The organism is Candidatus Pelagibacter sp. HIMB123, from assembly GCF_052048195.1.
GTDB lineage: Bacteria > Pseudomonadota > Alphaproteobacteria > Pelagibacterales > Pelagibacteraceae > Pelagibacter.
In genome coordinates, this window is sequence record NZ_JBNAIL010000007.1 from 37,959 (window position 1) to 51,271 (window position 13,313).

The 13,313-nt window shown below is 30.3% G+C and carries 13 protein-coding genes; 9 read left to right on the forward strand and 4 right to left on the reverse strand.

Annotated features, from left to right (window positions below):
- Positions 1 to 3: 3 nt before the first annotated feature.
- From glmS to ACTTBL_RS01630, 9 genes are read left to right on the forward strand one after another with little or no spacing between them, the layout of a single operon-like run.
- The gene (glmS, locus tag ACTTBL_RS01590; protein WP_440643321.1) at positions 4 to 1,824 is read left to right on the forward strand and encodes a glutamine--fructose-6-phosphate transaminase (isomerizing); all 1,821 of its coding nucleotides are present in this window, start codon (positions 4 to 6) and stop codon (positions 1,822 to 1,824) included.
- A 35-nt stretch (positions 1,825 to 1,859) separates the two neighbouring features.
- A complete protein-coding gene (locus ACTTBL_RS01595; protein WP_075504734.1) occupies positions 1,860 to 3,239 on the forward strand; it encodes a class II 3-deoxy-7-phosphoheptulonate synthase in 1,380 nt (459 codons plus the stop codon).
- A gap of 38 nt (positions 3,240 to 3,277) precedes the next feature.
- Positions 3,278 to 4,015: an NAD(+) synthase gene (gene nadE, locus ACTTBL_RS01600; protein WP_440643322.1), complete on the forward strand. Its 738-nt coding sequence runs from the start codon at positions 3,278 to 3,280 to the stop codon at positions 4,013 to 4,015.
- 45 nt (positions 4,016 to 4,060) lie between these two features.
- Positions 4,061 to 5,416 carry a cysteine--tRNA ligase gene (gene cysS, locus ACTTBL_RS01605; RefSeq protein WP_440643323.1) on the forward strand — a complete coding sequence of 452 codons (1,356 nt, stop codon included), beginning with the start codon at positions 4,061 to 4,063 and terminating at the stop codon, positions 5,414 to 5,416.
- On the forward strand, positions 5,413 to 7,014 hold the full coding sequence (gene cimA / locus ACTTBL_RS01610) for a citramalate synthase (RefSeq protein WP_440643324.1): 1,602 nt from the start codon (positions 5,413 to 5,415) through the stop codon (positions 7,012 to 7,014). The genes cysS and cimA overlap by 4 nt, the downstream gene beginning before the upstream one ends.
- Before the next feature lie 2 nt (positions 7,015 to 7,016).
- Positions 7,017 to 7,880 (forward strand): urea carboxylase-associated family protein, encoded by an 864-nt coding sequence (locus tag ACTTBL_RS01615; protein ID WP_440643325.1) that lies wholly within the window; start codon positions 7,017 to 7,019, stop codon positions 7,878 to 7,880.
- The gene (locus ACTTBL_RS01620) at positions 7,880 to 8,593 is read left to right on the forward strand and encodes an RNA methyltransferase (RefSeq protein ID WP_440643326.1); all 714 of its coding nucleotides are present in this window, start codon (positions 7,880 to 7,882) and stop codon (positions 8,591 to 8,593) included. The genes ACTTBL_RS01615 and ACTTBL_RS01620 overlap by 1 nt, the downstream gene beginning before the upstream one ends.
- 40 nt (positions 8,594 to 8,633) lie before the next feature.
- A complete protein-coding gene (gene rpsD / locus ACTTBL_RS01625) occupies positions 8,634 to 9,251 on the forward strand; it encodes a 30S ribosomal protein S4 (RefSeq protein ID WP_440643327.1) in 618 nt (205 codons plus the stop codon).
- Positions 9,252 to 9,255: 4 nt separating this feature from the next.
- Positions 9,256 to 9,873: a class I SAM-dependent methyltransferase gene (locus ACTTBL_RS01630; protein ID WP_440643328.1), complete on the forward strand. Its 618-nt coding sequence runs from the start codon at positions 9,256 to 9,258 to the stop codon at positions 9,871 to 9,873.
- Here ACTTBL_RS01630 and grxD read toward each other — a convergent pair.
- From grxD to purQ, 4 genes are read right to left on the reverse strand one after another with little or no spacing between them, the layout of a single operon-like run.
- Positions 9,870 to 10,208: a Grx4 family monothiol glutaredoxin gene (grxD, locus tag ACTTBL_RS01635; RefSeq protein ID WP_440643329.1), complete on the reverse strand. Its 339-nt coding sequence runs from the start codon at positions 10,206 to 10,208 to the stop codon at positions 9,870 to 9,872. The genes ACTTBL_RS01630 and grxD overlap by 4 nt on opposite strands.
- Positions 10,209 to 10,439: a BolA/IbaG family iron-sulfur metabolism protein gene (locus tag ACTTBL_RS01640; protein WP_440643330.1), complete on the reverse strand. Its 231-nt coding sequence runs from the start codon at positions 10,437 to 10,439 to the stop codon at positions 10,209 to 10,211.
- On the reverse strand, positions 10,439 to 12,631 hold the full coding sequence (gene purL, locus ACTTBL_RS01645) for a phosphoribosylformylglycinamidine synthase subunit PurL (RefSeq protein ID WP_440643331.1): 2,193 nt from the start codon (positions 12,629 to 12,631) through the stop codon (positions 10,439 to 10,441). Before purL ends, ACTTBL_RS01640 begins: the two co-directional genes overlap by 1 nt.
- Positions 12,628 to 13,311 (reverse strand): phosphoribosylformylglycinamidine synthase I, encoded by a 684-nt coding sequence (purQ, locus tag ACTTBL_RS01650; RefSeq protein WP_440643332.1) that lies wholly within the window; start codon positions 13,309 to 13,311, stop codon positions 12,628 to 12,630. Before purQ ends, purL begins: the two co-directional genes overlap by 4 nt.
- Positions 13,312 to 13,313 lie beyond the last annotated feature (2 nt).

Below are 13,313 nucleotides of genomic sequence, written 5' to 3' on the forward strand. Positions count from 1 at the left end.
TTTATGTGTGGAATTATTGGAATATCAAGTAACAAACCCGTTTCTGCAAATATAATTAATTCATTAAAAAAATTAGAGTATAGAGGATATGACTCAGCAGGAATAGCTACACTTTCAGATGGTGAAATCAATGAAGTGAAATCAGAGGGAAGAGTTGATAACTTAGAAAATAATTTTGATTTAAAAAACTTAAGAGGAACTATTGGTATAGGTCATGTAAGATGGGCAACTCATGGAATTCCAAATAGTTTAAATGCTCATCCTCATTCTTCTCACAACGTATCAGTAGTTCATAATGGTATAATAGAAAATTCTACAATATTAAAAAAACATTTAATTAACAAAGGTCATAATTTCAAATCACAGACAGATACAGAAGTAATTGTTCATTTAATAACAGAACATTTAAAGACTTCAGAATTAGAAGAAGCCATCACAAAAACTTTAAAACAACTTCATGGTAGTTTTGCTCTTGGAATTGTTTTTAAAGATATGCCAGACTTAATAGTTGGTGCTAGAAGAGGGTCACCCTTAGCTGTTGGTTATGGTCCAAATGAAAACTATCTAGGATCAGATTCTTATGCTCTAAAATCTATGACAAATAAAATTACTTATCTTGATGATGGTGAATTTTGCATTGTTAAAAAAGATCAAGTTCTTTTTTTCAATGAAGATGGAATGAAGATTAATAAAAAAATATTAGAATTATCATCTAATGAAGCAAATTATGACAAAGGTGATTTTAAACATTTCATGGCAAAAGAAATTGAAGAACAACCAACAACAATTAAAACTGGAATTAAAGAATATGTAGATAGTGTAAATAAAGACATAAATATTTTTAATTTTCCTTGGAAAATTGAAGAGATTAATTCAATCACCTTAATAGGATGTGGAACAGCGTATCACTCTTGCTTAATGGCAAAATATTGGTTTGAAGAACTTACAAATTTAGATGTTAACATAGATATAGCATCAGAATTTAGATATAGAAAAAATAGATTTAAAAAAGATACTTTATATGTCTTTGTATCGCAATCTGGGGAAACAGCTGATACTTATGCAGCTTTAGATTTATGTAACAAAAATAGCATGAAAACATGCGCTGTTGTTAATGTAATCGAAAGTTCAATAGCAAGAGATTCTAATTTTGTTTTACCAATTCATTGTGGTCCTGAAATTGGAGTTGCATCAACAAAAGCATTCCTAGGTCAAATACTAGTTTTGTATATTTTAGCTTTAAAACTTGGATCAATGAGAAATGAAATTGAAAAAAAGGAATATCAAGAAAAGATTAAAGACCTAAAAGCTTTGCCTGGCTTAATAGAGAAAACATTACTTCATGATAATGATATCCAGGCAATATCTTCAACATTTAACGAAGCAAAGGGTTCAATGTTTTTAGGAAGAGGGTATTCATATCCAATAGCTTTAGAAGGTGCATTAAAACTTAAAGAACTCTCCTATGTTCATGCTGAAGGATATCCAGCAGGGGAAATGAAGCATGGACCTTTAGCTTTAATAGAAGAGGGAATGCCAGTAGTTGTTTTGGCACCTAGAGATAATTATTATAAGAAAACAATTTCAAACATGCAGGAAGTTATTGCTAGAGGAGCAAAAGTATTATTGATAACAAATAAAAGTAAAGATGAGGTTGTGTCAGAAAATATTTGGGAAACTATTGAAGTTGAGAATACAAATGATGACTTACTTCCATTCCTTTTGACTATTCCACTTCAAAAACTTGCATATTACTCTGCCCTTAAAAAAGGTTATGACATTGATAAGCCTAGAAATTTGGCTAAATCTGTCACTGTTGAATAAACTTTAAACTCTGTTAAAACACCCCTAGGTTGAATATGAAAAGTTGGAAAAAAAATAGTTGGAGAAAATATCCTGTAAAACATATTCCAGAATATCCAGATAAAAAAGAATTGGATAAAGTTCTGGACAAGATAGGTACATTTCCTCCGCTAGTATTTGCTGGAGAAACGAGACATCTTAAAAGCCAGTTAGCTGATGTTGTAGATGGAAAAGCATTTTTACTCCAAGGTGGAGATTGTGCTGAGAGTTTCGCAGAATTCAATCCAGATAATATTAGAGATACATTTAAACTAATGTTGCAAATGTCATTAGTTTTAACTTACTCAGCTTCATTACCAGTAGTAAAAGTTGGAAGAATAGCTGGACAATTTTCAAAACCTAGAAGTGCACCAACAGAAATAAAAGATGGAGTAGAGCTTCCAAGTTATTTAGGTGACAATATTAATGGGATGGAATTTAATGAAAAAGCAAGAGTTCCAGATCCTAAAAGATTATTTAAAGCATACTCACAATCAGCTGCAACTTTAAACCTTATCAGAGCATTTTGTCATGGAGGTTTTGCAGATCTTAAGAATGTTCATAATTGGAATTTAGGTTTCATCAAAAACTCACCTGAATTAAAAAGATTTAAAGAATTAGAAGATAATATTGCAAATGCATTAGCTTTCATGGATGCATGTGGAATTAATTCAGATTTTAATAGAAGATTAAAAACTGTAAACTTCTGGACATCACATGAAGCATTATTACTTCCTTTTGAGGAAACGATGACAAGAACAGACTCTACAACAGGAGAAAATCATGACACATCTGCTCACTTCGTTTGGATCGGGGATAGAACAAGACAACTGGATGGTGGCCATGTTGAGTTTTGTAGAGGTATAGAAAATCCAATAGGAATTAAATGTGGACCTACCTTAAAGGCTGATGATTTAATTGATCTTTGTAATAGAATAAATCCTAAAAATGAAAAAGGTAAAATCACACTAATATCAAGATTTGGTGCAGATAATGTTTCAAAATTTTTACCAAAATTAATTAGGGCAATTAAAAAAGAAGGTTTAAATGTAATTTGGTCGTGTGATCCTTGTCATGGAAACACAGTAAAAGCTGCTACAGGGTTTAAAACAAGACCATTTAACAGCGTGTTAAAAGAAGTTAAAAATGTTTTTGCATGTCACCAGAGCGAAGGAAGCTATGCTGGTGGTTTACATATAGAATTGACTGGTCAAGATGTAACAGAATGTATTGGTGGAGCACAAAAGATATCTGAAAAAGACTTATCGTCAAGATATCACACACATTGTGACCCAAGACTAAATGCAAACCAAGCTTTAGAATTAGCTTTCTTGATTTCAGATGAGATTAAAAAGAATAGCTCTTATTCTAAAAACGCAGATAGAGCGGCATCTTAAGACATTGTAAAATTTAAAATATCTATTACTTTGAAATCATGAATACTTCAGAAAAAGTAAATTTTATTTCTAACTGGATTAAAGATTATGTAAATAATATGCCAAGTAAGGCAGAGTCATTGGTTATAGGAATTTCTGGAGGAATAGATTCGTCGGTTTCTAGTACATTAAGTGCAATGACAGGTTTAAAAACTATTGTTTTGTCAATGCCAATCAAACAGAAATCACATCAACATGATTTAAGTTTAAAGCATCAAGAGTGGTTAGTTAAAAATTTTAAAAATGTTGAGGCACATACTATCAATTTAGATGAGTTATTTTTGGCTTTTAGTTCTAGTTTATCAAATTTTGATAATGAACATGGAATGGCGAATTCTAGAGCTAGATTGAGAATGACAACACTTTATCAAGTTGCTGCTGCTAATAAAGGAATAGTAGTTGGAACCGGAAATAAAGTTGAAGATTTTGGTGTTGGGTTTTATACAAAATACGGAGATGGCGGGGTAGATATATCACCGATAGCAGATTGTAATAAAACAGAAGTTTGGGAGCTTGGAAAAGAGCTTGGAATTTTAAAAGAAATTATAGATGCAGCCCCTACTGATGGATTATGGGACGATGGAAGAACTGATGAAGGTCAATTAGGACTAAAATATGAAGAATTAGAAGAAGCTATGGATAATCCTAATTCAGCTAATCGAGCTAAATACGAAACTATAAGAAAACAAAATTTGCATAAAATGGAGCCAATTCCTGTATGCAAAATTCCAAATTAATCAAATAGATTCACAAATCTATTTTTTAAGTATATTCCTAAAATAATGAGTAAGGATATTTTTTTAACAAACAATCTAACAAATAAAAAAGAGAAGTTTGTACCACTAGATAAAAGCAACATTAGAATGTATGTCTGCGGCCCAACTGTTTATGACGATCCTCATATTGGTAACGCAAGACCAATAGTTGTATTTGATATTCTGTTTAAAATTTTTAAAAAAAATTATCCTAAAGTTACTTATGTACGAAATATTACAGATGTAGATGATAAAATTATTAAATCTTCAAAAGAAAATAATATTTCAATTTCAGAATTAACAAGCAAAGTAACTAAAAGTTTTAGTGAAGATTGTTATTACTTAAATTGCGAAGAGCCAACTTATCAACCTAAAGCAACTGAAAATATAGATTTGATGATTGAAATGATTTCAGAATTAATAAAAAAAGGATTTGCTTATGAAAATAATAAGCATGTTTATTTTGAGGTAAAAAAATTCAAGGATTATGGTCAACTTTCAAATAAAAAATTAGATGAGCTCATTGCTGGATCAAGAGTAGAAGTCAGTAAAAATAAAAAAAATTCAGAAGATTTTGTTTTATGGAAACCTTCAGAAGATGACGAACCATCATGGAAATCTCCATGGGGAAAAGGAAGACCAGGATGGCATCTAGAGTGCTCGGCAATGTCAAAGAAATTTTTAGGAGATGAGTTTGATGTTCATGGTGGTGGTATAGATTTGTTATTTCCTCATCATGAAAATGAAATAGCTCAATCAAGATGCGCAAATGATACAAAAATATTTGCAAAATTTTGGATGCATAATGCATTCATCACTATGTCTAATGAAAAGATGGCTAAGTCTCAGGGAAATATTTTAAAAATAAAAGATTTTAGAACTAAGATTAGTGGCCAAGTTTTGAGGTTAGCTTTACTGAGTGCTCATTACAAACAACCATTAGATTGGAATGATAAACTTCTAGACGACTGTCAAAACACGATAAATAAATGGTACAATTCATATTTAGATATTGAATATAATTCTAAAGTTTCTGATGAAATTCTTAAGCCACTTTATGACGATTTAAACACCCCTGGATATATTGCTAATTTACATCAATTATATGACAAAGCTCAAAAAGGTAACAATGAAGACAAATCTTTATTTGTTTCTGCTTGTCAATTTGTAGGACTATTAAATGAAAGTAAAGAAAATTGGATGAAATTTAAAATTAGTAAAGCTTTAATTTCTGAAAAAGAAATTTTACAAAAAATTCAGGAAAGAAATAAGGCTAGAAAGAACAAAAATTACGAAGAAGCTGATAAAATTAGAAATACGCTTTTAGACAAAGGTGTTTTAATAGAAGATAAAGATGGTAAAACGACTTGGAAATTTAAATGAGCAAAGAACAACTTTATATATTTGACACAACACTGCGTGATGGTGCACAAACCCAAGGTGTAGATTTTTCAATTGATGATAAGGAAAAAATCTCATTAGCTTTAGATAAATTGGGTGTGGATTATGTTGAAGGAGGTTGGCCAGGTGCAAATCCAACTGATACTGAGTTTTTCAATAAGAATCATAATTTTAAAACAACGAAATTAACTGCATTTGGAATGACTAAAAAGTCTGAACACAGTGCAGAAAATGATCCTATGCTTTCTTCATTAATTAATTCAAAAAGTACTTCTGTTTGTCTTTTTGGAAAATCATGGGATTTTCAAGTTGATGTCGCATTAGGAATAAGTAATGAGCAGAATTTAACGAATATAAGTGAAAGTACAAAACATATTGTTAAATCTGGAAAAGAGTTCATGTTTGATGCTGAACATTTTTTTGATGGATATAAAGCGAATCCTGAATATGCAATGTCATGTTTAAAAGCTGCTTTTGATAATGGTGCTAGATGGATTGTATTATGTGATACTAATGGCGGTACACTTCCACACGAGATAACAGAAATTGTATCTAAAGTAAGCAAGCAAATTCCTGGAAAAAATTTAGGAATACATGCTCATAATGATACTGAAAATGCTGTAGCTAATAGTCTTGCTGCAGTTCAAGCGGGTGTTAGACAAGTTCAGGGCACAATCAATGGTTTGGGTGAAAGATGTGGCAATGCTAATTTAATGTCTTTAATTCCCTCATTTTTTTTAAAGAAAGATTTTTCAGATAAGTTTGAACTAAGTATTAAAAGAGAAAATTTAAAAAACTTAACTCAATGCTCAAGATTATTAGATGAGATATTAAATAGAAAACCCAATAAACATTTACCTTATGTTGGAGCTTCTGCTTTTTCTCATAAGGGTGGAATGCATGTTTCAGCAGTTCAAAAAGATCCTAAAACCTATGAGCACATAAATCCAGAAGAAGTTGGAAACTCTAGAAATATAGTTGTTTCAGATCAATCGGGACAATCCAATATAATGTCGAGATTGAATTCAATTGGAATTAAAATTGAGAAAAGTGATCCAAAAATTAAAAAACTTTTAGATGAAGTGAAAGATCGAGAATTTATTGGATATAGTTATGATGGTGCTGATGCATCCTTTGAGTTGTTAGCTCGAAGATTAATGGGAGAGATACCAAGATATATTTCAATTAATGAATATGATGTTTCTGTAAAGAAAGATAATGCAGGAGAAATAATTTCATATGCAAAAGCACAATTAGAAGTGGATGGAGACAAAATTATGTGTGAAGGACAAGGAAATGGACCTGTTAATGCTCTAGATAATGCAATTAGAAAGAATGTTAACAAGCTTGTTAAATATTCAGAATACTTAAAAGACTTAAGACTAGTTGATTACAAAGTTAGAATTTTAAATACCGGTACAGAAGCTGTAACAAGAGTTAGTATTGAAAGTACAGACTCGAAGGGTGTTAACTGGTTTACTATTGGGGTATCACCAAATATCATTGATGCATCTTTCAAAGCTCTTGTTGATAGTTTAGATTATAAGTTATTTAAGGATAAAGCTCCTGGAAGTTCGTAGGAATGAAAACTAAAAAATTTTCAGAAAAACCATCTGATCTAAAAGATAGAATAGGAGCAAAACCAATAATTTGTTACCCAAATACCAATATTGAAGAAAAAAATTTAAGTATTCTACATTCCGCTCGAGAACACTTGGTTAAAAAAGAGGAAGTTGTAATACCCCCAAGAGACGCAAAAACGTTTGAAGTTAAATTTGGAGAGTTTTTTAGAATTGAAAGTGTAGAAGGACCTCAAGTAGGTGATTTAAATTTATTTAATTTAAATAATTTAGAGGAAAAATTTTATTCAGGTAAAACAAGGGCACTTTATGGCACTCATCTTTCAGTAGGAGATAAAATGTTTAGTAGTTTTCCCTATCTTAGATCTTTAGCAACAATAACTTGGGATACTTTAGATTGGTATGAATATGATAAAGATGGAGGATCGGTTCATGATGTAATTGGTACTAGATGTGATCCGTATACATCAAAACTTTTAAGTGATAACGATTATCATTATTGTTGTCATTCAAATTTATCAAGAGCTTTGGTTAAAGAAAAAAATATTCAATTAGACCAGGCAGAAAAAATAGTTCATGATGTATTAAATGTTTTTATGTTAACTGGATTTACCAATGATACTAAACAATACTTTATGAAAGCAAGTCCTGTAAGACCTGGTGATTATTTAGAATTTTTTGCTGAAACAGATTTGTTGGGTGCTCTTTCTGCTTGCCCAGGAGGTGATTGTGGATCTGAACATTCATCTGATGTAGCAAAATGTTATCCATTAAGAGTCTCTATTTGGACAGTGGATCCAAAATATCTAAATGATATTAAACCATCAGCTATTTCCAATTATAACAGAAATCATGGCATAGATTAATGTCTGTTAATAATATTTCTTTCATTTTACACAAACCTCAACTCTCAGAAAATATAGGAGCATGTGCAAGAGGAATGAAGAATTTTAATTTTAATAAACTTATTGTTATTGATCCTAAACCAGTATTTCCAAATGATAAAATTTTAGCAACCTCAGTAGGAGCAAAAAATATAATTAATAAGGCAAAAAATTTTGAAAATTTAGAAAAACCTTTAAAAAATATTGATATTGTAATTGCAACATCAGCACGATTTAGAAATAAAAATATTAAACATATACAATTAGAGGATTTAAAAAAAATTAATTATAAAAAGAAAATAGCTTTTTTATTTGGTTCAGAAGCGTCAGGTCTATCAAATAATGAAATAAGCTATGCCAATTATACTCTTCAAATTCCAACTAATCCTGATTTTAAATCATTAAATCTATCTCACAGCTTAATAATAATTGCTCAATATCTATCAAGCATAATTAGTTCAAAAGCATCTTTTTTTAAGAAATCAAATAAAGTTAAATCAGCATCTAAAAAAGAGATAGTTGCTATGGCAAACCTTTGTATACAGAATCTTGAAGAGATTAATTTTTTTAAATCAAAAGAGAAGAAACCGATTATGCTTGAAAACTTGAGGAATATTTTTTATAGGATGGAATTATCAACCAAAGAAACACGTATTTTATCAGGGGTATTTGCAAGTTTAGGTAAAAAACGTTGATTGACAAAATGATGAGTAAGTTTATAAAGCCCACTATCAGATGACAAAAAGATTAAACTCTAAACATAAAGTAGACAGAAGATTAAAAGTTAACCTTTGGGGAAGGCCAAAAAGTCCTTTTAATACTAGAGCTTATGGACCTGGCCAACATGGTCAAACAAAAACTTCAAAGCCATCAGATTACGGAATTCAGTTACAAGCTAAACAAAAATTAAAAGCTTATTATGGTAATATTAATGAAAGACAGTTTAGAAATATTTATAAAAAAGCAGTAATGCTCAAAGGTGATACAGGTGAAAACTTAATCGGCCTTCTTGAAAGAAGACTAGATGCTGTGATCTACAGAGCAAAATTTGCAACAACAATTTTTTCAGCCAGACAATTAATCAATCACGGCCATGTAAAAGTTAATGGTAAAAAAGTGAATATTGGAAGCTATTTAGTTAGAGAAGAAGATTCAATTGAGATAAGGGATAAATCTAAACAACTTGCAATAATTGACATTGCTCTAGCAAATAAAGAAAGAGAAACTCCAGAATATATTCAAATGGATGAGAAAAATAAAAAACTTAAATTTATAAGAGTTCCTAAGTTTGATGAAGTTCCATATCCAATTGTCATGGAGCCAAATTTAGTAATCGAATATTACTCAAGATAAAATCTTGATAAAGAGATCTTCAAAACAACATATTGATAATCTTTTAAACCAAAATCCAGACTGGAAAGTACTGGACATAGGTTGTGGATACACAGCTCATAAAAATGCTACAGTAATTTGTGATATTCAAGATTTATCAAATTTTTATAATGATAAAAATTTTGTTAAATTAGATGGAAATATATTACCATTCAAAGATAATGAATTTGATTTTGTGATTGCATCACATGTAATTGAACATGTTAAAGATGTTAATACTTTTATAAAAGAATTAAGTAGAGTTTCATCAAAAGGTTATATTGAATTGCCAACAATACTTGAGGATAATTTAGTTTTCGAAAATAAAAAAGATCATATTTGGCATATGGAATTTGATGATATTGAAAATAAACTAAACATATCTGAGAAAATACAATACTTAGAGCCTGTTATTACAGTATCGACCTCAAAAAAGTTTTCAAAAATTTTTAGACAAAGTTTAGTTCTCGAGCTTTATTGGGAAGAAAATATAGAGTTTAATTTAATACAAAAAAAGAAAAGTGATTTTCAAAAGATTTCAAGATTAACATTATTTAGAAAGTTTTTATCTAAACATTTAAGAAATATTTTAAGAAAAAATTAACTTTTTGATTTGAAATATATATTTTTGCTTTCAAAAAGTTTTGCAAGTTCACCACTTTCATACATTTCTTTAACAATATCACATCCACCTATAAACTCATTTTTAACATAAAGTTGAGGAATTGTTGGCCAATCACTAAAAACCTTAATACCCTCTCTTAAATTTTGATTTTCTAAAACATTTATACCTTTAAAATTTACTTCTAGTATTTTTAAAATATTTGAGGTCGCCATTGAAAATCCACATTGAGGAGCATCAGGTGTGCCTTTCATAAACAAACATACTTCGTTGTTTTCAATTTCATTTTTTATTAAATCATTTGTTTGTTGATCCATTTAACTCTCCTTTGTTTTAATTGCTAATGCATGAAGTTCATTACCCATTCTACCTTTTAATGAATTGTAAACCATTTTATGTTGCTCAATTTTACTTTTTCCAGAAAATTGAGAAGAGGTAACAGTTGCTGAATAATGATTTCCATCACCTGCCAAATCTTGTATTTCAACAATTGCATCAGGCATTGCTTCCTTTATACAATTCTCAATTTCTTTTAAATCCATTGCCATTATTTACTCATATAATAATTTAACCAACTTTTATTTGAAGTTGATAATTCGTCAATTGTAATTTTTGTCTTGTCATTAATATATAGTTCATTTTCAGTAATCGTGCCAAGTTCATCAAAATGGACTGCATTTTTATTTAATATATCACCTACTTTTTTAAAGTTCTTTTTATTTATTTCTACAATATATCTGCCTTGATCTTCAGCGTACAAGTATTCTATTTCATTAATCAGATATTTAGGTTTTTTGATATTTATTCCCTTTTTTCCTTTAATACACATTTTCGCTACTGCAGTAATTATTCCACCTAAAGAAACGTCGTGTGCACTTTTTATTAAATTATTCTCAATCAATTTGAGTAATGTTTCTCCATTATTTTTTTCATTAAATAAATTTACTTCAGGCGGAGGTCCATTTTTTTCATCTAAAATAGTTCTGGCAAATAAACTTTGATCAATATGCCCTTCTGTTTTTCCAATCACTAAAACTAAATTATCAACTTCTTTAAAATCCATAGTGATCATGTTCTTATAATCTTTGATTAACCCAACTCCACCAATTGTAGGCGTGGGTTTTATACCTAATTCTTTTGTTTGGTTGTAGAAAGATACATTTCCAGAAACCACTGGAAACTTTAAATATTCACTTGCCTCACCTATGCCTTGAACACATTCAACAAACTCACCCATATTTTCCTCATTTTCAGGACTACCAAAATTTAAACAGTTAGTGATAGCGATTGGTTTAGCACCAACAGAAACAAGATTTCTGAAGCTTTCACAAACTACTTGTTTTCCACCAGTTAAAGGGTGGGCCCAGCAATAAACCGCAGAAGAGTCGACAGAAGCAGCAACAGCTTTGTCTGTTCCATGAACTCTCACAACGCCTGCATCTCCACCAGGTTTTTGTATTGTATCTCCCATGACCGTATGATCATACTGTTGCCAAATCCATTCTTTGCTACATATGTTTGGATTGGCTAAAATTTTCTTTAAAACATCAATAATTTTTAAATGTTTGATGTCTTCTTTTTTAATCTTATTCTTTTTAGGAAGTTTTGCTCTCTTCCATTTACGATCATACATAGGAGAGTTTTCAACCAAAGTATTAACCGGAATATCTGCAACTTTTTCTTCGTCAAAATAAAGTTCTATTTTTTTAGATTTAGTAGTTTTACCTATTACTGCAAAATCTAAGTTCCATTTATCAAATATTTTTTTTGCATGATCTTCTTTACCATTTTCCAAAACAATCAACATTCTCTCTTGACTCTCAGAAAGCATAATTTCGTATGGTGTCATTTTGGTTTCTCTGCATGGTACTTTATTTAAATTGATTTCAATTCCGAGGTTTCCTTTAGATGCCATTTCAATGCTTGAAGAAGTTAATCCTGCAGCACCCATATCTTGGATGGCTATAATTGAGTCTCCGGCCATTAACTCTAAACAAGCTTCTAGTAAAAGTTTTTCAGTAAATGGATCTCCAACTTGAACTGTTGGCTTCTTTTCCTCAATTTTTTCATCAAAACTAGCTGAAGCCATACTTGCACCATGTATCCCATCCCTTCCAGTTTTAGATCCAACATAAATTACTGGTTTATTTAACCCTGCAGCTTTAGAGTAAAAAATCTTATCTTTTTTTACTAATCCTAACGTCATGGCGTTAACCAAAATATTTCCATTGTAGGAGCTATCAAAACTTGTTTGTCCAGCAATTGTAGGAACACCCATACAGTTACCATAACCACCTATGCCATGAACTACACCTCTTAATAAATTTTTTGTTTTTTTATTTTGTGGCGATCCAAAATGTATGGAGTTCAAGTTAGCTATCGGTCTTGCACCCATTGTAAATACATCTCTCATTATTCCACCAACCCCAGTTGCAGCGCCCTGGTAAGGTTCTATAAATGAAGGGTGATTGTGACTTTCTATTTTAAAAACTATTGCGTCATTATCTTCAATATCGATAACACCAGCATTTTCCCCAGGACCTTGAATAACTTTCTTTCCTTTAGTAGGTAGTTTTTTTAAATGCAATCTTGATGATTTATAAGAACAGTGCTCATTCCACATTGCAGAAAATATTCCTAGTTCTGTCATGTTTGGAGTTCTCTTTAATAGTTCACAAATTTTAGCGTATTCATCTTTCTTCAAACCATGATCAACTGCTACTTGTTCGTTTACAATCATTTTAAGTTGTTTATTAAGTTTTTAAAAAATAATGATCCATCTTCACCAGATAAAGATGTATCAATCATTCTTTCAGGGTGGGGCATCATCCCTAGCACATTTTTTCCTTTATTAAATATACCAGCAATATTTTTTATAGATCCATTTGGATTAAATTGATCTTCTATTTTTCCATTTTCATCACAATAGTTAATAGCTATTTGATTATTATCTTCAATTTCTTTTAATTGATCATTTGTACAAAAATAATTTCCTTCATTATGAGCTATATGAAATTCTAAAACTTCGTTATCTACATTTTTAAAATATTTGTTTTTTTTATCGTTAATTTTCACAAAAACATTTTTACAGATAAATTCTAAATATTTATTTCTAAGCAAAACACCTGGAACCAAACCAGTTTCCACCAATATTTGAAATCCATTACAGATACCCATAACCATACCCCCTGAATTTGCAAAATTAATTACCGACTGCATTATTTTTGATTTAGATGCCATACTTCCACATCTTAAGTAGTCCCCATATGAGAACCCACCCGGCAATACAACCAAATCACTTTTTGGTAATTCAGCATCAGCATGCCAAACCATTTTATTTTTAAATCCAAACTTCTTCAAAGCAACATCCATGTCTCTATCGCAATTTGAACCTGGAAAAGTAATAACTGATGATTTCATTA